The sequence below is a fragment of the Capnocytophaga cynodegmi DSM 19736 genome, from assembly GCF_000379185.1.
In the GTDB taxonomy this organism is placed as follows: Bacteria; Bacteroidota; Bacteroidia; order Flavobacteriales; family Flavobacteriaceae; genus Capnocytophaga; species Capnocytophaga cynodegmi.
Genome location: NZ_KB900703.1, coordinates 54629 through 74252 on the forward strand (window position 1 = coordinate 54629; position 19624 = coordinate 74252).

Sequence of the window (19624 nt, forward strand, 5' to 3'; positions counted from 1 at the left end):
TTAGAATAATCAACGCCAAAAGTATAATATCAGCGTTAATTTTCCAAGTTTAAAATAATTCCTAACAAATATTTAACATACAAACATTATGTCAACAAACAGCTAGTCTAAAAGAAATTTCCTAACCTGTTCAGCTATTTTGTTAAATTCGGCATCTGTAAGCTTTACTTTTTCGTTAAAAGTCATCTCTTCCATCCTATTGATAGGAATCAGATGTACGTGAACGTGAGGCACTTCCAATCCTACGACCGCTACTCCTACTCTATTACAAGAAATAGCCTTTTCTAATGCTTTAGCTATCTTTTTAGAGAAAATCATCAACTTCAAGTACAGCTCATCTTCCAAATCAAAAATTTTATCCACTTCTTTTTTGGGAACACAAAGTGTGTGTCCTTTGGCATTCGGATTAATATCCAAAAAGGCTATAAAATCGTCATCTTCTGCAATTTTGTAGCACGGAATTTCTCCATTTATGATTTTTGTAAAAATTGTTGCCATAAGCCTTCTATCTGGTAATTTCTAAAATTTCCATTTTTAAAACTCCGTTGGGAACATTTATTTCTGCTATTTCCCCAACAGATTTACCCAATAGGCCTTTGCCAATAGGAGAACTTACAGAAATTTTTCCTGACTTTAAGTCAGCTTCACTTTCAGCAACCAAAGTATATGTCATTTGCATATTATTATTCAAGTTTTTTATCTTAACCGTTGAAAGCACCAACACTTTTGAAGTATCAAGTTGTGATTCATCAATCAGTCTGGCATTTGCTAACAGTGTTTCCAACTTAGCTATTTTCATCTCCAAAAGTCCTTGAGCCTCTTTGGCTGCATCATATTCGGCATTTTCAGATAAATCTCCTTTATCTCTTGCTTCAGCGATAGCTTGCGAAGCCTTAGGGCGCTCAACATCTTTTAGTTGATTAAGTTCTTCTCTCAACTTTTTTAAACCATCAGCGGTGTAATACGATACGTTACTCATAATTCCTTTATTTTTAAAAAAACGAAAAATCCTCAAAGCGTTTTGAGGATTCGGGGACAAAGATACGAAAAATAAGTTGAAAGCAAAATACAAAAGTCTAATTTTTAAATTAAGCACCCAGAATTTGCAATAAATTGATAATAAATATTTTATTTATTTGTAGAAAATACAAAACTTTACCAGCAATTCTATGGCAACGTCACAAAAAAAGAACTCGTTACAAAACTCTTGAAAAGTGAAAAATAAGTTTTGTAACGAATTCAAAAAAACTTCTAAATAACTAAACTATAAGTACTTATTTAGTTGGTCGAATAAATCTTGTTTATCACTAGGACGTTTGGCGGATTTCTCTTTAATTTTACCATCTTTCCCAACTATGATATAGTGAGGAATTGCCTTAACAAACTCGCCCAATTCCTTTTGAAGTGATTCACTGGCTCTGATATGAATACCTTCCAATTTCAGATTTTTAATCATTGTTTTCCATTGATTATCAGCACTATTTTTATCAATCGAGAGATAAACAGGAATCACGCCCATTGTTTCCAAAGTGGGATGATTTTCCTTAGAATATTGTAATTCTTTACGGCAAGGCACACACCAAGTCGCCCAAATATCAATGTAAAGTACTTTTCCTTGATATTTTGCAAAAAGTTCATCTAAAGAGTTGATGTTTTGATAGTTTTCTACAAAATTCACAGAAAAACCTTTCTCACTACTGTGATATTCAACAACCTTCTTTAAATAAGGAATAAGCAAATCCGTGAGTTTACTCCTCGGAAATTGTGTTTTAAATTCTTCGAAATTGGCAATCCATTCTTTTTCAAAATTTCCCTGCATCAGCCCTTCGTACATTGTATTTGCCCAAGCATACTCAACTAAATTTTGTGGTAAATTTGCTCGGAAAAAATCAATTTCACGAATGAAATAAGGCTTTTCAGATGATTCAAACTGCAAAGTTCCTGTATTTTTAATATCTTGTAGCATTCTGTAACGCGAAAGAAAGGCAGTTTGCCCATCATACGCCGATAAATCGGGGTTTTGAAAGGCTTTTTCGTAAATTTCTTCCCAAGAATTCAAATATACATCAGCAAATTCCTTATTTTTTTCGGGAGTTTGCTCATAAAAAAGTCGGAATGTGAAGAAAAAATCAGCAGATTGCAAGTCAGCTACTTTCAATGCTACCAGATTTTTCAACTTTTCATAAGCCACTTCAGAAAGTTGCAATTCTTCACGAGCTTTATCCAGAATTTCTTTTCTTCGCTGCAATAATTCAGAATAATACTTTACTTTACTCTCCAAGTTCGTGTGCTTTTCCACATCTACTGTGCTGCGAACATCAGCAAACAATTCCAAATCATTGAACAATTGAAACATCTTTTGATTATCAGAGTCGTAAGTAACTTCTTCGCCCTGAAAATCCACAACATATTGTTCTTGCTTATCTATAAACAAGTAGGCTGGAATAAAGTGATTGTGTAAAAAAACCATTCCTGCTGTTCCCTCAGGAATTTCAACAGAATAACTTCCGTCTTTTTTAATGTTGATTTGCTGATTATTCCCTGCAAAATATTTCCCGTCAATAGGCAAATTAACCGACAAATTATTATTGGCTTCTCCTGAAACTTTTCCCGAAAGTAAATTACCTTTTTTATCTGGCGTACCACAGCTAATTACCATAGTAAAAGCCAAAAGTATGCTTATTTTTTTCATCACATAAATTAATTATTCTTCCAAGAAGGGTTGAATTTCATTACTTGTGCAGGAATAGGTAGCACCAACTTGCCTGAATTTGGTTCAGCTTTGTAAGTTTCTCCCTGAAATTCCTTTACAAGCGTGGTTGCAAAATCAGGCTCCAAATTCATTCGCTTCACATCAAACAAGCGTAAATGCGATTGGAAAGTTTCTCGTCTTCGTTCCTCCAAACAGAATTTTATCAAATCTTTATCTGACGAAAAATCAGCAGATTGCAAAGGTGTGTAATTTTTGAGGCGTTTTTCGCGTAACGTATTCAAATCGGCGATTGCCAAATCTTTTTTACCCAAACGAGCATAACATTCAGCACGAGTTATGTACATTTCACCCACAGAAGGAGCCGCATTGGGTGTAACTTGGTAGGATATTCTTCCCTCACCATAGTTTGGATCAACCTCATAGAACTTGTAATAACGGGCATCGTCCGTAGTGCTTAAAACAGTTTTCAAATTATTAGATAAACTACCTCCATAACCTGCAGTTGCACCAAAATAGCGAATGGAATATTGTTCAAAGCTATAAGCTTCTTCCATTTTTGTTTCATCAAAATTTACATAATCCTGCAACGTAACATTAGAAATTCCTATTGCTTTATTAGCATATTCTAAAGAATTTTGATAATCTCCCTTATAAAGATACACTCTTGATAACAACGCGTAGCCTGAACCTATATTCGGACGAATATGCGCTTTTGATTTAGCAGGAAGATATTCTAACGATTTTTCTAAATCATTGATAATAAAATCATAAACCTCTTTAACTGTTGCTCTTGGTAAATTATATTGTGTTACATCAGCCTTAGTAACTATGGGAACAGAAAAATCTCTATCAGCTGAAGATGAATAGGCTTTAGCAAAAATGTTTGCCAAGAAAAAGTAGTCCAATGCTCTGTTGTAATAGGCTTCGGCTTGTATTTTAAATTTATCTTCTTCCTTGAAACTCAGTGAAGGATCTGATTGTATTACCTCATTGATGATTTTATTGTTGATATAGATATTACTATACGATGTGTTCCAAGCCAAAACAGGGTAGGTTATGTTATAGAACCGAAAATCGCCCCACGAATACAACTGAAAATCTTGGTTATCTGGACTTTTTACATCTATCGCCTGTGACGAATTGAAAGTATAAAGATTAAAATCATCAGCTGTAAGTGCCAGAACATCTTCATTAGAAGTGCTATGTATTCCATTAAGGAGCAAATCGTATTCTTCCACCGTACGAGGAATAACGGAGCCTTTTGGTTCAATATCCAAATATTTATCACAGGAAACAATGGCTCCTGCCAGTATGCTTAAAAAATATAACTTTTTCATTTCTTCAAGATTTAAAAGATTAGATTAATCCCCATCGTGTAGGTTTTGGGCAGTCGAGGAGTTCTGATTCCTAACCCTTGTGTTTCAGGATCGATACCTTCTTTATTTTTAGTCCACAACCACAAATTTCCTGCTCTCATATTTACTGTCAATTCTTTGACTTTAAGCCCACCTAAGAGACTGGTTGGTAAGGTATAACTTAAAACTACATCCCTTAATCGGATAAAATCAGCAGGTAACACATTCTTAGTTGAACCACTAATGATGCTACTATATAATGCCGAATTAAGCTTAGGAATATCAGTAAAAGACTCATCACCAGGTTTTTGCCAAACTCTTTCAGTATCTTTATGCATTAGTGAAACTCCATTTTGAATTGGAGAACCATTATAGCTATCTTTGAGCATAACGTGTCCTCCTTGATACACAAATAAAAATGAAAGTCCCACCCCCTTGTATGTAAAATTGTTATTCATTGAAGCTGCGTACTTAGGTATTACTGTTCCCACAGCTTTCAAGTCATCATAATTGAAAAGTTTGGGAGTACTATAGCTATACTCTACTTTTACTAGACTACCATCTGCCTTACGGATTTGACCTTCTCCAGTATCACTAACCCCAGCATACTCAAATACATACAAAGAGTTAGGTTCGTTACCTTTCATATTGTGTACTTTTCCGGAAAAATTGTGTGGTCTTCCTGTACTGGTATCAAAACTTGCTTCAGTAATCTTTGATTTATTATATCTGAAGAAGAGTTGAGTTTCCCAAAGTACATCTGGTGTACGAATATTTCGGGAAGTGAGCATTACTTCATACCCATTGTTGATTAAAGAGGCATCATTGCGATAAACAAAATCAGCACCAAAAGTGGGATCTGAATCTATTTTTGCCAAAGCATCTGTTGTCTTTTTACGATAATAGTCCAATACTAATTCTAAACGATTGTTGAAAAAAGACAAATCCGCTCCAAAATTGGCAGTTTCTGACCTTTCCCATCTTAAATTGTTGATTCTATAGTTTGTAATATTTAAAGCAAGTATGTCTCCTGCTCGATACTCGAATCTCCTTTCTGCAATATCAAAAGGTCCGTATTTATTAGCGATATTTCCATTAACTCCATAAGAAACACGTAAATCAAGTTTCATATTTTTATCCTTTAGGAAAGCCTCTTCTCCCAAACGCCAACGACCAGCCAACGACCAGAAAGGTTTATATCGATATTTAGGGTCTGTTCCAAAAAGATTAGATTGGTCGATACGTATGCTTCCAGAGAGTACGTATTTATCGGTGTATAAGTACGAAAAGTTAGAATATGCGGCAATATATCTGTTTTGAAATTCTTCAAAGCCCTCATCAAAACGAATACCACTGGCAATTCTTTTGTTAGGATGATAAACATTATTTATATCATCACGTAAGGTTTTATAATCGGTAGGTAAATACAAGTTTGACTTAGGGTCATATCCTAAACGATCTATTTGGGTTAGTTGTATTTTATCCTCCTGAGCTTCAGCCCCTGCGAGTAAATGTATGTTATGTTCACCAAATGTTCTATTAAATTCAAGTTGGGTGCGGAACAAATAATCAATAGATTCTCCACGAGTTTCTCTGAAACGAGCTCCGTAAGGAATTATCAAATCTCTGGCATTTCCACTGAATGACAATGGTGTGGTATTATTGATAAGACTTTTCATATACCAAGAGTCCGCAGCTGATGTGTTATTTGTGCTAAAGGCTTTCTTCCTCAATTGTCCTCCTATTTTAGCAACTAACCCTTCATTGAGTTCGATGTTTAAAAGTCCTTGAACGTGTGCTGTCCAATCGTTTTCTTTAGTTGTGTATTTACCAAAGTCAAGTGCTGGGTAATAGGTTTCATCTAAAAGCCCATTAGCTACTAATCTTTGAATTTCATAGGGATCTTTTCCACCAAAAAGCCCTCCAGAGTTTGTCCCTACATTTCCTCCAGGTTTAAAAACAGATAATGGATTTCCTTTTTCGTCAAAAAAGCGGTCATATGAACCAATTTTAAAAATGTCGCTTCGTTCCAAACTTTTCTGTTGATCTTCTATGAGTTTGTAAGAATTATTGTTTGATGTTAAACTAGTTTGAAAATCTAAATTCACTTTTGGACTAAATTTCAAATTAGAGATAAAATCAAATATAACTCTTTGGTTCTCATTATTTTTAACACCTTTCAAACTATGTGTGTAGTTCAATGAAGTTCGATATTTGAATGCTTCTGAACCACCTGATACTGATATGTTTTGTTGATTAGTAATTGGGCTTTGCAAATACAAACGCTCAATATCTTTCGTGTTATCATACAAGCGAAGTTGAGCTATCTGCTCATCAAAATCTTGTTCGGTAATATACCCATATTTCTTTAATCCATAAAGATAATACACACGATTTGAATTTGCTGCATAGTATGAAGCATAAGGGCTATTCGCTTCAAAAAGTTTTTGATAATTTTGTACAAAATTGTGATTTTCCTTAGCATACTGATGCTGAATATCCACCAATTTAGACGAAGAAACCCGATTCATAATATACCCCAAATCCATTTTATCTTCAAAAGTAAGATTGCTAGTATAACGCACTTGTGTTTTTCCTTCTTTACCTTTTCGAGTTGTAATTACGATTACTCCGTTAGATGATTTTGCTCCATAAATAGAAGCCGAAGCAGCATCTTTAAGCAAGGTAATACTTTCTACCTCATACGGATTGATGTCTTCAAGTCTCCCGCCGTATTGAAATCCGTCCAAAACAATAAGCGGACGAGAATCTCCAGAGAGTGTAGAAACCCCACGAATGGAAAATTCCTTAGAACCTGTCGGGTTATTCGGATTGTTGGACAAAACCAAAGAAGCCGAAAGCCCTTCTATTCCTGAAATAATATCGGGTGTTCCTCTTCGCTCAAAGTTTTTAATGTCAATTTTAGTATAGGAAGTAGCCACTTTAGTAGGGTCAACTGTCTGATAACCTGTAACAACCACCTCATCTATTTCCATCAAATCCTCTTCCATTACAACAGAGATAAAAGCTCCGTTTTTCATCACTTTTTTCTCCTGCATTTTGTAACCAATTGCCGAAAACACAAGCACATTTCCTTCTTTGGCTGACAACACAAAATTACCTTCAAAATCAGTAGAAACTCCTTTGCTAGTTCCTTTGATAACGACATTCACCCCTATAATGGGTACGCCCTGCTGGTCTTTTACCACTCCTGTAACGTCTTTTTGTCCCCAAACCACAACGGTTAGTAAAACGAAAAATAATACAAGTCCTTTTTTCATACGAAGCCAGTTTTTATGTTAAAAAAATAATGATATGCTACACTTTTCTGGAAATAGATATTTATTCAATAAATTTTTATCATTTATAAAAATAAATTCAATAAATATTACCGACAAATATAACATAAAATAATAAAAAAAGCAAATAATTTAGCTTTTAATTGAATTTTTTATATTATCATTTATTTTTAAAATCAATAGAAGTATGCACTATTATGCCTGTGCAATATTGGTAACCCTATGTAGAACTACTTTTGGACGTCTTTTAAAATTTTACAGCGAATCCAATTCCCATTCCGTTGGAAATTAAATTAAATTCAGGATGAAATCTGTATGAACTATCTTTATTTAAAGAAGAATTGTATATCTCGACAGCCTGTTTTGAATATTTATTTACATTTGAATTTAGTTTGATTGCAATCCCTGTTAATCCAGCTCCTATTCCTGCCACAATCCAATTCGGTTTGCCTCCTGAGATTAATTTACCTAAATTCCAACCAATCAAACCACCTCCCCCAATAGAAACAGGTATAGCTATGTTATTGTTTTGTCTGGCTTTTTTCATAATTAGTAAAGCTTCCTGATTGTTTTCCATCAATGTAATTACATCTTTCATATACAGACGCTTTCCATCTTGGTAAAATCTATTTTCACCAAATACTTTCTTAATTTCAATCTGCTGAGAATATGAAAAAGATAATGAGGTAAATGCAATGAGCAATACTAAAAACATTCTATTCATAATATATTAATTTTATGGTTAATTTATTTTAAAAATAGTATTTCTGTTTATCAAACGAAGAAACTAAAAATTAGTTTACCTTATTTGACAAACAGAAATACCCTAAATTTATTTGCTTAATTCCTGAATTACCTTTAATTGTTCTTCTGTAATTTCAGGACCATCATAAAAGGAAACTCCTGTAGCTCCGTTATCTTTAGCAAACAGAATCGCCTTTCTTAATTCATCTGCTGAAATTGGTGGCACATAAATACCTGTATGTAATTCGGTGTTATTATTTTTTAAATCCTCAACTCCTTGTTTGGTTGCAAATCCTACCCAATCAGTTTCTTCATTATAGAAGTTATGATATATCATCGGATATACGCGGTCTATATTCCATTTATCCCAACGTTGTCTTACCATATGGTCAGCCATTTCGGGATAAGGAAATACGGCTGCTGTAATTTTTTTACCCTTTTTATGTACTATTTCTGAAGCCTCGTTAACCAAATCACGTATTTTATTCAAACGAAATTGCTTCCATTCCATATCAATAGCCGGATTTGAGAATGATTTTGGGTTCTTATGATGTAATTTCTCGAATTCAGAGGTACACGCATCACAATAACAGAAATCAAATTGCGGTAATTCTTCTTCCTGAACAAGATTATAATTTGGTAATAGCCCTATCGGGAGATAAATATCAGGAAAACGAATATAATCCAAGTGAACACTCTCTATACCTTCCACTTCTGCAAGTTGGCTAACCAGATTCAGGATATGTTCTCGGGATTCTGTACGTGTGGGGCATAACCACTGATAATAATCAACGTAAGGACGAACATCGTGGCACGATTTGCCTTCCCTACTGACCATATACCATTCAGGATGTTCCAAAGCGACCTTATCTCCAGGGCGATTTACAGTCATTATCCACGCGTGGAGTTTAATTCCTTCTTGTTTTGCTATCGGAACAAGTCGTTTGAGTGCCTCTGCATTGGCTTCTGTATTTACTAAAACCTCAGTAATGCCGTGTTCTTTGTATTTTTTAAATTCTTCGTGATAACTTGTGTTTGTTTTTTCCCTGTCATAAGTTATCCAAGTCGAAAAAGTAAATGTTTTTTGTTTCTCAGGAATTGCATCAGCCTCTTTCGAAGTACTTTTTTTCTCCTCACAACTCCAAACAAGCAAAGACGTTAGTCCTGCTAACAATATTTGTTTTATTTTAATCATAATGGTATTAAATTAATAATTTATCGTATCAATGATAGGCTAATTAGGCATTCAGATATAGCTATTTTCTATTTAAATAAACAAAAAATGAGCTTCAATCTATGATTTTACATTTCAGTTTTATCTTGTTTATTCTCCTTTTTGGTATCTTTCTTTTTCGTTCTTCGAGAAAGGATAGTGTCAGCGAAATATCTGCGTGAATTATTGATAATAACTAAGGTATCTTTATAAAAATTATCTTCTCTAACCTCAGCAATGGCATAAACATAGTTAACTAACTTTCTGTAATCCTCTAAGATAGACTTTCTGATGATTTTTGTATCATAATTTTGCTTTTGGGAACCCTCAAAAGAGCGTTTTGCAAAAAGTTCATCAAAATGGGTATTTGAATTCTCCAAACGAGTTACAAATTTCTCAATTGAAAGCTCCTTTATATGCTTTTTATAAGTATCCGACTTCAAACGTTCAACCAAATTGACAATACGGTTTGTTTGTACCTCATAACTGCTACTTTCTAAGCCTTTATATTCCGAAAGAACCAAATTAATAGCATCATATGCCTCTTTTTCATTTGCTTCTTTTGTACTCTGATAGGCTCTTAAGGAATTTTTTAACGATTTGAAAGCACTTCCTCGTTCATTATCGGCGTTTCTTATTTTAGAAGAGTCATTATTAGCTCTTAATTGATTAGATGCAGCATTAAAAATAGGTAATTGAGTTTTTAATGACTCAATTAATCTTTTAAAATCCCCATCTTTTTCCAAATCCAGATTGCTTTTAAAAAAATCGTCTAAAAAACGACTCATCAACTGATATAACTCTACATTATGTAGCTTAGACATATCTAAGGCTACCAAATTATTATTTTTCATAACTTAGAAATTTAGTTTAATTATACTCATTTATTTTTATTTTTTCTTGAAATTATTTCTTTATTATGTTAATATACTCTATTTATCCCCAAAAGGAAGATTAAATCAGCTAATTCAATTTTAAAAACACTAAAATAAACTACCTTTTTAAGAAAAATAATTTTATTTACATCAAATCGGAATTAAAAACTAAGTTAAAATAAAACATTTCGCTTCAATCATACTAACAAACAAAGCAAATATAAAATTAAAATCCTAATTCAAATCCCCTTTTTAGGATAACTAATTTTTAAAATGATAAATCAAACTTCCTTTTAAGTCTATTTTATTTCAATTAAACAAAAAAGGAATTCCTTTTTTAGTTGACATATATTATTTATCCAGAAATAAATTTTCTTTTTAGGGGATTTCATTTTAATTATCCTTAGAAGTTAATTCAAATGATTTGTTAGTTCTGCAAATACCTTTTTTGCTTTCTTATTTTCATACAAAATATGATACACTGCATCTAAAATGGGAGTACGACTTCTTCGAAAATGATTATTATTGATTTCATAAGCACTTTTTACGGCGTAATACCCTTCAGCAACCATATTCATTTCCATAATTGCACTCTTTACAGTATATCCTTTGCCAATCATATTTCCGAATGTCCTGTTTCGACTAAAAAGAGAGTAACTCGTAACCAATAAATCGCCTAAATAAGCTGAATTATTGATATTTCGTTTTATTTTATGGATTCTTTTAATGTATCTACGCATTTCACGTATGGCGTTACTCATCAAAACACTTTGAAAATTGTCGCCATAACCCAATCCGTGGGCAATTCCAGCTGCAATAGCGTAAATGTTCTTTAACATTGCAGCGTATTCAATTCCAATAACATCATCTGATAGCTTCGTTTTGACATAATAGGTTTTCATTGCCTGTGCCATTGTATTTGCTTTATCCTGATTGAAACACGCTATGGTTAAATAGGATAGCCTTTCGAGGGCAACTTCTTCTGCGTGGCACGGACCGGCAATTACACCGATGTTATCGTAAGGTACTTGATGTATTTTGTGAAAATATTCACCGACAATCAAACCACTTTGGGGTTCGATGCCCTTAATGGCAGAGAAAATAGTTTTATCCGATAACGGAAGGTGTAACTTTTGAAGCTCTGAACTTAAAAACGCCGACGGAATGGCAAAGACTAAGTAGTCTCCATATGCAACAGCCTCATTAATATCATCGGTTAGCTTCAATTTATTTATATCGAACTCAACATCGGTTATATAATTAGGATTATGATTTGTTTTTTTGATATGTTCAATTGCCGAACTATTCCGCATATACCAACATACCTGCGAAAGGTTGGTAGTTAGTATTTTCGTTAATGCCGTTGCCCAACTTCCTCCTCCAATGACCGAAATTTTTAACTCTTTTTCCATAGATAGAAGTCCTTTTTAAGGTAGCTAAATTATGAAAGATTTTTCAATACACAAAATAGTTTCAAATCATATTTGGTTACGCAAAAAGGTAACCATACGCAATAAAAATTTACAAAAACAGCATAAACGTCCTTTTAACTAAAAACATATTATTCTGATTCAAAACATTTCGCAAAACAATTAGATTGAAATTTTTTTAGTTAAATAATTCGCTTTTCAATATGCAATATTCCTATTATATTTATCATAAACAAGAAATATAAACAGCAAATTATTGATTTTATCAAAAAATAGTTATATAATTGCCGAAGAAATCATAATACTTGAAAGCAATGAGCAAAGGAAGATTATCGTTATCAAGATTTATCCTGATGATTGTTTTAGGTATTTTCTTTGTTTATCAGGTTGGATATTCCATCGGGAAGTTTGTAGCTAATTATCAAAACTCAATTAACAAATAAACTTAGTTTAATTTTACAAATCAAAATCAGAATGTTATGAAAGAGAAGAAAAAATGGTCTGTATCTAAAGTTATTTTCATCATCTTGGTTACCATTTTTGCCATTGTTAAATCTGGTGACGCTATTGAGAGATTTGTTGAGGGCTGGAATTCAGTTGAGTGCGACTGCAAGAAAAAGTAAACCATAAAATTTCGACCGACTTTAGTAAAAAGAAAAAGATGTTATTCAAAAATTTGGACAACATCTTTTCAATTTAAAACTATTTATTATGAAAAAATTTACTCGTAAATAGCCTGAATTCCTGGTAGTACTCTACCTTCAAGGCTTTCAAGCATCGCTCCACCTCCTGTAGAAACGTAACTTACTTTGTTTTCAAAGCCAAATTGTTTTACGGCAGCCACAGAATCACCTCCACCTACAAGTGAAAATGCTCCGTTTTTGGTAGCTTCGGCAATGAAATTACCCACTTCAATGGTTCCTTTGGCAAAAGTAGGCATTTCAAACACGCCCACAGGTCCGTTCCACAAAATGGTTTTTGATTTTAAGATAACTTCTTTGAAGTTTGCCAAACTTTTTGGTCCAGCATCAAGTCCTTGCCATCCGTCAGGAATATTAGTAACGTCAACTACTTGTGTTTTAGCTTCATTATTGAAATCGTCAGCAGCAACTACATCTACCGGCAAATGCACCTCAACGCCTTTGCTTTTAGCCTTAGCTAAGATATCCAACGCCAATTGTAACTTATCGTCCTCACAGATAGAATTTCCAATTTTTCCGCCTTGTGCTTTCACAAAAGTGTACGCCATTCCTCCACCGATGATTAAGTGGTTTACTTTATCCAAAATATTTTCGATGATGGTAATTTTTGAAGAAACTTTAGAACCTCCTAAGATAGCCGTTACTGGTTTTTCGCCAGATTTCATCACTTTGTCGATACTTTCAATCTCTTTGGCAAGCAAATATCCGAAACATTTGTTATTTGGGAAGAATTTTGCCACGATAGTTGTAGAGGCGTGTGCCCGATGTGCCGTTCCGAATGCATCATTCACGTAAATATCACCCAATTTTGCCAATTTCGCTGAAAAATCTTCATTCCCTTTTTCTTCTTCAGCATAAAAACGTAAATTTTCTAACAGAATTACGCTTCCACTTGGAGCTTGTGCTACGGCTTTTTCTACGCTTTCGCCCACACAATCATCAACGAAAATAACAGGTTTTCCTAATTCTTTTGAAACCTCATCAACGATATGTTTAAGCGAATATTTCTGATTTTTTTCTCCTTTTGGGCGACCTAAATGGCTCATCAATACCACGCTACCGCCATCATTTAGTATTTTTTCAATCGTTGGTTTGGCAGCTTCAATACGTGTATTGTCGGTTACTTTGAAGTTTTCATCTAAAGGCACGTTGAAATCCACACGGATAAGTGCTTTTTTGTCTTTGAAATTAAAATTGTCAATGGTTTTCATCATAATATGTAATGAATTAAATTATTTTTCACTTCTTTTCGAGCTTCAAAATTACAAATTATTTCTGTATTAGGAAATTTTTACTATCAAAATTTTCTGTGAAATGTTTACAAAGTATCATACCACGTAGTTACAAAAAATATTTCTGTAAATAGGCATTGTTTTCTAATAAATTTAATAGTAGATTTGCGTCTTTCATTAATAAAAAGTCACATTATGAAACCATACCAAATACTATTCATCATCTTTATTTTCTGTTTTTACAACTCTGCTGCTCAAACTGTCACTGCTGAAGACTTTAAAAATCATGTTGATTATCTCGCCTCAGAACAACTCGAAGGAAGAGGCTTAGGTACAAATGGAAAAGATTTAGCAAAAGAGTACATAAAGGAACAATTCATATCCGCAGGTCTGAAACCTTTTGACAATGACTATTTTCAGGAATTTTCACTGAAATTTTACTTAGCAAGAGTAAATGCTACCAATATCATTGGAATTGTAGAAGGCACAGACTCCGTTTTGAAGAGTGAATATATCGTAATAGGTGCTCATTATGATCATTTAGGGTATGATTTATCAAAAGAAAAAGAGAAAAATATCTATCCAGGAGCTGATGACAATGCATCGGGTACCGCGGCACTCATTGAATTAGCAAAATATTTTGCAAAACCAGAAAATAATCCAAAAAGAAGTCTGATATTCATTGCTTTCGATGCAGAAGAAAGTGGGCTTCGTGGCTCCCTTCACTTTATAAATAATTTAGAAAAAGACATCTTGGAAAATATAAAAGCAATGTTTAACTTTGATATGGTTGGTATGCTTGAAGCTAATAAAAAACTAGAACTCAAAGGAATAAAAACCATTGAAAACGGAGAAGAAATCGCAAAAAAGCATTCAGGAGATATTACACTTTTTAATGTAAATAGCAAAATTGAGGAAAGAACAGACACCCACTATTTTGGAGAAAAAGGTATTCCATCTGTTCACGTGTTTACTGGGATAAAATCTCCTTACCATCAGTATGGAGATAAGGCAGACCTGTTAGATTATGAAGGAATGGTTAAAATAAATAACTTCATAGCCAGGGTAATCACAGACCTTGCAAATCAACCTAATGATATTGAAGCAATTGCTACCTTAAAGAAAATCCAAAAAAACAACAAAACTCTTACGAATCGTTTTCGAGTTGGAGCCATTATGAACTTAGGTATGGGAAAACATTTGTATAGAGATGAATTTTTTGATTCCAAATCAGCATTTGCATACAGCACAGGACTTCACTTCAACTATAAAATAACGGAAAAACTTCACCTCAGTCTCGAAACATTATATGATTACAATACAGGAAAATCTGCAAACGGAATTTTTAAAAGACATTCATTCACTTTTCCTTTAAATATAGAATTTGGGTCACCTACAACTTCAGGAAAAAACCAACAGCGTTTGTTTATTTTTGGTGGAACCTATTACAGAAACAATTTTAATACAAAAGATGGAAACATTTCCTTAAACGAAAGCCTGAAACAAAATGAATGGGGATATAATCTTGGTTTTGGTCTGGAAGCACTAAATACAACAATTTCCATTACAAATAGAGGTTCTTTCAATTCGATTTTCACAAATAAGAAGGTCTACCAGTCAGGGACTTATCTTACAATTATTTATAAGTTTTGGTAAAAAACTGATATTTAGTCATTGATAGATATACAAAAAAATAAGCCATAAGTTTACAAGCTTATGGCTTATTTTTATAATTTTATTTAATCCTTTCTTTTTAAAATATATTACCTGAATTATTTTAATTTCTCATTATTATGATGGCGATTATGGTCACGTTTAGTTTTTTTATCCATTTTTCGGTCGAAGGCTTCCTGTAAATCAATCCCTGTTTGATTGGCAAGACAGAGTACTACAAACACCACATCGGCAAGTTCTTCACCCAAATCCTTATTTTTATCGCTTTCTTTTTCAGATTGCTCACCATATCTACGAGCGATGATACGAGCCACCTCACCTACTTCTTCAGTAAGTTGAGCCATATTTGTCAATTCATTAAAATAGCGAACTCCGTGTTGTTTAATCCAGTTATCTACTTCTAACTGAGCATTTTTTATATTCATTTTAAAAGAAAATTTATAAAAATAGAATTAGAAAAATCGGTCGTGTTTTAAAAAGTATGATGGTATAAAAATTCGACAATCAGGGAATAAAGTTGTATTTTTGTTGAATGCTAATAACAATTAAACTCCACTGCCCCAATTGTCAATGCACAAAGATAGTCAAAAATGGGAATAAAAAGAACAAAAAACAAAACTATCTTTGCAAAACCTGTAAACGCCAATTTATCGGTGACCATAATCTGACCTACAAAGGTTGGGCTTTGCATATCGCTGCGAAAATTCTCTTGCTTTTGGCAAGAAATGTAGGTATTCGTGATATTTCTGAAATTGAGAAAGTTAGCATCAAAAAAGTGCTTTCGGTTTTGGTAAATTTCAATCGAGAAATCAAACCCAAACAAAACAAATACAAATCGTTACAAGTTGATGAACTTTGGACTTTTGTGGGAAACAAGAAAAATAAAAAGTGGTTGATTTATGCTTATTCTGCTGAAACAAAGGAAATTGTAGCGTGGGTATGGGGCAAACGAAACATAAAAACAGCCCAAAAACTTCGTGAGAAATTAAAGAAATTGGGTGTTAGTTTTGATGAGATTTGCACAGATAACTGGGAAGCTTTTGTGTCTGTTTTTCAAGAATATACACATAAAGTAGGTAAAAAATACACTACTGATATTGAAGGAAGCAACACACTTTTGAGACATCGAATACGCCGAGCGGTAAGGAAAACTTGCTGTTTTTCAAAAAAGTTTGAAAACCATATAAAAGCCTTTGAAATTGTGTTTTTCTACATCAATTTCGGGTGGATTTGAGTATCATACTTTGGAAAACACTGCCAATCTACTTTATCAGGATATTAAAACTAAAAATCATTTTTGGGACAAAGGTAACAAAATTTCTGGGTTATAAAAACTATCTAAAAAGTCTTGTAAATACTATAATCTATGCCTACTGAATGCAATACAGTGCCAACTCCCGTTCGACTGTTTGGCGGAAACTAGTAGGTTCTCTCTCTATCAATCCGATTAAATCTTTACTTTCTCCTGTAAAACCATTTTTGTTGTAATGGTCGAACATTGTCTTTATCATCAATACGGCTTGGGTACGCAGTTTGACAGCTGCACCTATTGCAACAATTAGAGACGGTAGTCTGACAGGTTTGATGTCTTTCCCTGTTGTTTGTCGGATAATTTCTATCATTTTGCTCAGCGTCAATTTTTCGTTGCCTGCTAGTTCGTACACTTTCTGATGATGCCTATCGCTTATAAGGATATTGGCAACAGCTTCACCCAAATCTACCAAATCTATAGGTGTAAAAGTTTTGTTCATATCGAACCCTGCTATTATACGAGTTTTGTCTGCATTGAGAAAAGACAATGGTGTTTGTGAATACATAGCAGGTTGGACAATTGTCCATTTATCAATTGTCGATTTCTTGATAAGCTGTTCTACTTGGTATTTATTCCAGTGATGTGGCATTGTTGGCGTATTGGAGTGCATAACAGAATGATATACCAATCGTACTTTGTGCTTTTGTGTCACCGCTATCACATTTTTGCCAAATGCAACTTCCTGCTTGGAAAATACGGGAGGAATATAGTAAACACTTTCCAATCCTTCAATGGCGCAGGCAAGTGCATTCCAATCTGAATTATTGGCTACAATAGTCTCTATATTTTCAGGTAGTTTTTCTTTTTGGCTTTCGTGTCGAATAACGGCACGCACCTGTACACCTTTGCTGAGAAGACTTTTCAAAACCGCCACACCTGTTTGACCTGCAGCACCTATCACACCGATTGTAGATTGCTTGTGTATATTCATTGTCTTTCCTTTTTTAAAATATTCTAATTTTCAAAATTCATAATATTTAAAAACTTTACTAAGTTTTCAGTGCAAAGGTAGAAAAATTTTTGAATGACAAATAGTTAGTAGCTTAAAAATATATTGACAAAAATTTCTATTTTTTTGGGTCGTGTTTTAAAAAGTATGATGGTATAAAAAATTGACAATCAGGGAGTAAAGTTGTATTTTTGTTGAATGCTAATAACAATTAAACTCCACTGCCCCAATTGTCAATGCACAAATGTAGTAAAAAACGGAAAAAAATCCTACGGAAAACAAAACTATCTTTGCAAAACCTGTAAACGCCAATTTATCGGCGATCATAATCTGACCTATAAAGGTTGGGCTTCGCATATCGCTGCGAAAATTCTCTTGCTTTTGGCAAGAAATGTAGGTATTCGTGATATTGCTGAAATTGAGAAAGTTAGCATCAAAAAAGTGCTTTCTGTTTTGGTAAATTTCAATCAAGAAATCAAACCCAAACAAAGCAAATACAAATCATTACAAATTGATGAACTTTGGACTTTTGTGGGAAAAAAGAAGAATAAAAAGTGGTTGATTTATGCTTATTGTGCTGAAACAAAGGAAATTGTAGCGTGGGTATAGGGCAAACGAAATATAAAAACAGCCCAAAAATTTCGTGAGAAATTGAAGAAATTGGGCGTTAGTTTTGATGAGATTTGTACAGATAATTGGGAGGCTTTTTCCTCTGTGTTTCAAGAATATACACATAAAATTGGTAAAAAGTACACTACCAACATTGAAGGAAATAACACACTTTTGAGACATCGCATACGCCGAGTGGTAAGGAAAACTTGCTGTTTGAAAACCATATAAAAGCCTTTGAAATTGTGTTTTTCTACATCAATTTTGGGTGGATTTGAGTATCATACTTTGTGTAACTCTACCGAAAAATCAATCAATTATCTCTAATTCCTTGGTTATTAAATAGTTTATTACTGTAGCAGCAGCGTGTAGCCCAAAAGCAGCGGGCATATAACTAATGGTTCCATAAAAGGACTTTTTATAGTTCGTGCCATCAGTTTGTTGCATTGTATCTTTCGGGGCAATTTCGGTGGAAAAGACAGCTTTAAACCCTGAGGTAATTCCTTCTTTTTTAAGGCGTTTACGAATATTTCTTGCCAATGGACAATCACGCGTGTTCTTAATATCAGACACTTTTACTTTGGAAGGGTCTAATACACCACCAGATCCCATACAACTGATGAGTTTTACTTTTTTACGGCGAGAAGCAATTATTAAATTTAATTTTGGCGTAATACTGTCAATGCAATCAAGAACATAATCAAAGTCAGGAGATATTAACTCAAAAGCTCTTTCGGGAGATAGAAATTCTGTCAGAACAGTAAGCTCCAAATCAGGATTAATATCTTTCAAACGAGAGGCTAAAACCTCTGCTTTGGGTTTACCGATAGTAGTTTGCAAAGCAGGGAGTTGCCTATTAATATTCGTAATATCAAATACATCGCCATCAACAATGGTCATCTTCCCTACTCCACTTCGAGCAATGAATTCCGCAGCAAATGAACCCACGCCTCCAAGTCCTACAATCAGTACATTTGCCGATTTAAGTTTCTCAATTCCTTCTGATTTTACCAGAAGTTCTGTACGTTCCAACCAATTTTTCACCATTCTTAATACTCTTTGTGAAACTGCTCTTGAAGCTCTCTACTAAGCTCCAAATCGTTTATTACTTTTTCTTTTGTTGGCTTCAACGTGACGAAATACAATAGTAAAAACCCTGAAATGAGTAGAAAGTATATGTTTTGAGTAAGCGAAGCAAAAACAATGCAAGTAATTGAAGCTCCTTCAATTAAACCATACTTTACGATACAGACACTTTGAAAAGTAGCCAATTTTTCAGAAAGTGATTTTTTACTTTTCACTTCTTCAAGACCTTTTTTGTAGAATACTTTATGACCTAAAAGTGACGTAAAAACAACTGCCATAGCTACCCAAAAAAAGTGGTTAGAAGAAGGGAAATGATATTGCCAAATTTCCCTATTCAAAAAATAGACAATTACCCCAAAAAGCACCTGTCCTATAAGTAATGCTAAATGAATTATAGTCAGAGATTTAAAAAAAGATGGCTTTGAATTCATT

At 33.6% G+C, this 19624-nt stretch carries 18 protein-coding genes and 1 pseudogene; 5 read left to right on the forward strand and 14 right to left on the reverse strand.

Features of this window, described 5'->3' with window-relative positions; all coding sequences use genetic code 11:
* Positions 1-102: 102 nt before the first annotated feature.
* From YW9_RS0100205 to YW9_RS0100245, 9 genes are all read right to left on the reverse strand, one after another.
* Complete coding sequence (locus tag YW9_RS0100205) at positions 103-498, reverse strand: HIT family protein (RefSeq protein ID WP_018278156.1); 396 nt, start codon at positions 496-498, stop codon at positions 103-105.
* A gap of 7 nt (positions 499-505) precedes the next feature.
* Entirely contained in the window at positions 506-979 is a 474-nt protein-coding gene (greA, locus tag YW9_RS0100210) for a transcription elongation factor GreA (RefSeq protein ID WP_026193684.1), read from the reverse strand.
* 285 nt (positions 980-1264) lie between these two features.
* The gene (locus YW9_RS0100215) at positions 1265-2692 is read right to left on the reverse strand and encodes a TlpA family protein disulfide reductase (RefSeq protein ID WP_018278158.1); all 1428 of its coding nucleotides are present in this window, start codon (positions 2690-2692) and stop codon (positions 1265-1267) included.
* Positions 2693-2700: 8 nt separating this feature from the next.
* Entirely contained in the window at positions 2701-4050 is a 1350-nt protein-coding gene (locus YW9_RS0100220; RefSeq protein WP_018278159.1) for a RagB/SusD family nutrient uptake outer membrane protein, read from the reverse strand.
* A gap of 11 nt (positions 4051-4061) precedes the next feature.
* Entirely contained in the window at positions 4062-7349 is a 3288-nt protein-coding gene (locus tag YW9_RS0100225) for a SusC/RagA family TonB-linked outer membrane protein (protein ID WP_018278160.1), read from the reverse strand.
* Positions 7350-7614: 265 nt separating this feature from the next.
* Positions 7615-8091: a hypothetical protein gene (locus YW9_RS0100230; protein ID WP_018278161.1), complete on the reverse strand. Its 477-nt coding sequence runs from the start codon at positions 8089-8091 to the stop codon at positions 7615-7617.
* Positions 8092-8199: 108 nt separating this feature from the next.
* Positions 8200-9306 (reverse strand): putative glycoside hydrolase, encoded by a 1107-nt coding sequence (locus YW9_RS0100235; protein WP_018278162.1) that lies wholly within the window; start codon positions 9304-9306, stop codon positions 8200-8202.
* Positions 9307-9413: 107 nt separating this feature from the next.
* Entirely contained in the window at positions 9414-10178 is a 765-nt protein-coding gene (locus YW9_RS0100240) for a DUF6261 family protein (protein WP_018278163.1), read from the reverse strand.
* A 431-nt stretch (positions 10179-10609) separates the two neighbouring features.
* A complete protein-coding gene (locus tag YW9_RS0100245) occupies positions 10610-11611 on the reverse strand; it encodes an NAD(P)H-dependent glycerol-3-phosphate dehydrogenase (protein ID WP_018278164.1) in 1002 nt (333 codons plus the stop codon).
* A gap of 332 nt (positions 11612-11943) precedes the next feature.
* Here YW9_RS0100245 and YW9_RS13760 point away from each other — a divergent pair, with 332 nt between their 5' ends.
* Positions 11944-12072: a hypothetical protein gene (locus YW9_RS13760; protein WP_262481893.1), complete on the forward strand. Its 129-nt coding sequence runs from the start codon at positions 11944-11946 to the stop codon at positions 12070-12072.
* 36 nt (positions 12073-12108) lie between these two features.
* Positions 12109-12252, forward strand: coding sequence for a hypothetical protein (locus tag YW9_RS13400; protein ID WP_018278166.1), 144 nt, complete (start codon positions 12109-12111; stop codon positions 12250-12252).
* Positions 12253-12350: 98 nt separating this feature from the next.
* Here YW9_RS13400 and YW9_RS0100260 read toward each other — a convergent pair whose 3' ends face one another.
* Positions 12351-13541 (reverse strand): phosphoglycerate kinase, encoded by a 1191-nt coding sequence (locus YW9_RS0100260; protein WP_026193685.1) that lies wholly within the window; start codon positions 13539-13541, stop codon positions 12351-12353.
* 216 nt (positions 13542-13757) lie between these two features.
* Here YW9_RS0100260 and YW9_RS12295 point away from each other — a divergent pair, with 216 nt between their 5' ends.
* Positions 13758-15218 (forward strand): M20/M25/M40 family metallo-hydrolase, encoded by a 1461-nt coding sequence (locus tag YW9_RS12295; RefSeq protein ID WP_018278168.1) that lies wholly within the window; start codon positions 13758-13760, stop codon positions 15216-15218.
* A 116-nt stretch (positions 15219-15334) separates the two neighbouring features.
* Here the strand turns inward: YW9_RS12295 and YW9_RS0100270 are convergent, their stop codons facing one another.
* A complete protein-coding gene (locus YW9_RS0100270; protein ID WP_018278169.1) occupies positions 15335-15661 on the reverse strand; it encodes a nucleotide pyrophosphohydrolase in 327 nt (108 codons plus the stop codon).
* Between the two features lie 107 nt (positions 15662-15768).
* Here YW9_RS0100270 and YW9_RS0100275 point away from each other — a divergent pair, with 107 nt between their 5' ends.
* Complete coding sequence (locus tag YW9_RS0100275) at positions 15769-16470, forward strand: IS1 family transposase (RefSeq protein WP_026193686.1); 702 nt, start codon at positions 15769-15771, stop codon at positions 16468-16470.
* A 136-nt stretch (positions 16471-16606) separates the two neighbouring features.
* Here the strand turns inward: YW9_RS0100275 and YW9_RS0100280 are convergent, their stop codons facing one another.
* On the reverse strand, positions 16607-17479 hold the full coding sequence (locus YW9_RS0100280; protein ID WP_018278172.1) for an SDR family oxidoreductase: 873 nt from the start codon (positions 17477-17479) through the stop codon (positions 16607-16609).
* 216 nt (positions 17480-17695) lie between these two features.
* On the opposite strand from YW9_RS0100280, the pseudogene YW9_RS13210 reads away from it, so the two are divergent.
* A pseudogene (locus YW9_RS13210) lies at positions 17696-18384 on the forward strand (IS1 family transposase).
* Positions 18385-18415: 31 nt separating this feature from the next.
* On the opposite strand, the gene YW9_RS0100290 reads toward YW9_RS13210, so the two are convergent.
* Both YW9_RS0100290 and YW9_RS12300 read right to left on the reverse strand, forming a co-directional pair.
* Positions 18416-19153 carry a tRNA threonylcarbamoyladenosine dehydratase gene (locus tag YW9_RS0100290; RefSeq protein ID WP_018278174.1) on the reverse strand — a complete coding sequence of 246 codons (738 nt, stop codon included), beginning with the start codon at positions 19151-19153 and terminating at the stop codon, positions 18416-18418.
* A 2-nt stretch (positions 19154-19155) separates the two neighbouring features.
* The gene (locus tag YW9_RS12300) at positions 19156-19623 is read right to left on the reverse strand and encodes a hypothetical protein (protein WP_018278175.1); all 468 of its coding nucleotides are present in this window, start codon (positions 19621-19623) and stop codon (positions 19156-19158) included.
* Position 19624 lies beyond the last annotated feature (1 nt).

What these genes read in the sequence shown, in the direction of transcription:
- YW9_RS0100215 (WP_018278158.1), bottom strand. Translation starts at nt 2,692, where the DNA reads ATGAAAAAAATAAGCATACTTTTGGCTTTTACTATGGTAATTAGCTGT.
- YW9_RS0100225 (WP_018278160.1), bottom strand. Translation starts at nt 7,349, where the DNA reads ATGAAAAAAGGACTTGTATTATTTTTCGTTTTACTAACCGTTGTGGTT.
- YW9_RS12300 (WP_018278175.1), bottom strand. Translation starts at nt 19,623, where the DNA reads ATGAATTCAAAGCCATCTTTTTTTAAATCTCTGACTATAATTCATTTA.
- greA (WP_026193684.1), bottom strand. Translation starts at nt 979, where the DNA reads ATGAGTAACGTATCGTATTACACCGCTGATGGTTTAAAAAAGTTGAGA.
- YW9_RS0100280 (WP_018278172.1), bottom strand. Translation starts at nt 17,479, where the DNA reads ATGAATATACACAAGCAATCTACAATCGGTGTGATAGGTGCTGCAGGT.
- YW9_RS0100235 (WP_018278162.1), bottom strand. Translation starts at nt 9,306, where the DNA reads ATGATTAAAATAAAACAAATATTGTTAGCAGGACTAACGTCTTTGCTT.
- YW9_RS0100205 (WP_018278156.1), bottom strand. Translation starts at nt 498, where the DNA reads ATGGCAACAATTTTTACAAAAATCATAAATGGAGAAATTCCGTGCTAC.
- YW9_RS0100245 (WP_018278164.1), bottom strand. Translation starts at nt 11,611, where the DNA reads ATGGAAAAAGAGTTAAAAATTTCGGTCATTGGAGGAGGAAGTTGGGCA.
- YW9_RS0100275 (WP_026193686.1), top strand. Translation starts at nt 15,769, where the DNA reads ATGCTAATAACAATTAAACTCCACTGCCCCAATTGTCAATGCACAAAG.
- YW9_RS0100240 (WP_018278163.1), bottom strand. Translation starts at nt 10,178, where the DNA reads ATGAAAAATAATAATTTGGTAGCCTTAGATATGTCTAAGCTACATAAT.
- YW9_RS13760 (WP_262481893.1), top strand. Translation starts at nt 11,944, where the DNA reads ATGAGCAAAGGAAGATTATCGTTATCAAGATTTATCCTGATGATTGTT.
- YW9_RS0100230 (WP_018278161.1), bottom strand. Translation starts at nt 8,091, where the DNA reads ATGAATAGAATGTTTTTAGTATTGCTCATTGCATTTACCTCATTATCT.
- YW9_RS0100220 (WP_018278159.1), bottom strand. Translation starts at nt 4,050, where the DNA reads ATGAAAAAGTTATATTTTTTAAGCATACTGGCAGGAGCCATTGTTTCC.
- YW9_RS13400 (WP_018278166.1), top strand. Translation starts at nt 12,109, where the DNA reads ATGAAAGAGAAGAAAAAATGGTCTGTATCTAAAGTTATTTTCATCATC.
- YW9_RS0100290 (WP_018278174.1), bottom strand. Translation starts at nt 19,153, where the DNA reads ATGGTGAAAAATTGGTTGGAACGTACAGAACTTCTGGTAAAATCAGAA.
- YW9_RS12295 (WP_018278168.1), top strand. Translation starts at nt 13,758, where the DNA reads ATGAAACCATACCAAATACTATTCATCATCTTTATTTTCTGTTTTTAC.
- YW9_RS0100270 (WP_018278169.1), bottom strand. Translation starts at nt 15,661, where the DNA reads ATGAATATAAAAAATGCTCAGTTAGAAGTAGATAACTGGATTAAACAA.
- YW9_RS0100260 (WP_026193685.1), bottom strand. Translation starts at nt 13,541, where the DNA reads ATGAAAACCATTGACAATTTTAATTTCAAAGACAAAAAAGCACTTATC.